Genomic DNA, 807 nt, shown 5'->3' on the forward strand with positions numbered 1-807 from the left:
TACAAGTCGAAATAGAAGCGTTCCATTGGTACAGCATCCGAGACCGCATTAGATTCAGAATTCCCGTCCGGGATCATTGTTCCAAAGAGTTAGCCTCAAAGGTAGCGATCGACGCCCCTTGCCGAACGTGTCGGGGAATGCAGTCCGTAGCTGCCTGCAACCACCCCCGATCTCCGGCGTTTGACCTAGGCCGTCGAACACAGCAGGGAATTTGATGCTAGAGTCCCTTTATCTGAACCTTGGCCAGCACGACGCCCTCTCGGAACATGAAAAGGCGCTGCTCGCTGGTGCCATGTCGGTCGAAAAGGACTTTGCCACGGGGCAGGATATTGTTTCGGAGGGCTCAAGGCCGACCTACAGCACCCTGATCCTTGACGGTCTGGCTGCGCGATACAAAGTGCTGGAGGATGGCGGGCGGCAATTCACGTCCTTGCAGGTGCCTGGGGATTTTGTGGATCTGCACGCCTTTCTGCTGAAGACCATGGACCACGGCATCATCGCCCTGTCACCCTGCCGGGTGATCGTTGCCGAGCATAGTCGGCTACGTGCCATCACCGAGGAAGCGCCCCATCTGACCCGCCTTTTGTGGTTGGATACACTCGTGGACGGCGCCATTCATCGGGAATGGATCGTGGCCATGGGTAGGCGGTCAAAAACGTCTCACTTGGCACATCTTGTGTGCGAGCTCTTTGTTCGACTTCAGGGCGTCAAACGAACGATCGGCATGAGTTTCCGGCTTCCTTTGTCTCAATTGGAATTGGCCGACGTGCTTGGACTGTCGGTCGTCCATATGAACCGAGTTATCGC

1 protein-coding gene is annotated in these 807 nt (G+C 56.3%); it reads left to right on the forward strand.

Annotation, left to right across the window (positions count from 1 at the left end; genetic code table 11):
• Positions 1 to 214: 214 nt before the first annotated feature.
• A partial coding sequence (locus D3227_RS40495) for a Crp/Fnr family transcriptional regulator (protein WP_147377844.1) occupies positions 215 to 807 on the forward strand: 593 nt, incomplete at its 3' end.

Source organism: Mesorhizobium waimense, assembly GCF_003601975.1.
Taxonomy (GTDB): Bacteria; Pseudomonadota; Alphaproteobacteria; order Rhizobiales; family Rhizobiaceae; genus Mesorhizobium; species Mesorhizobium waimense.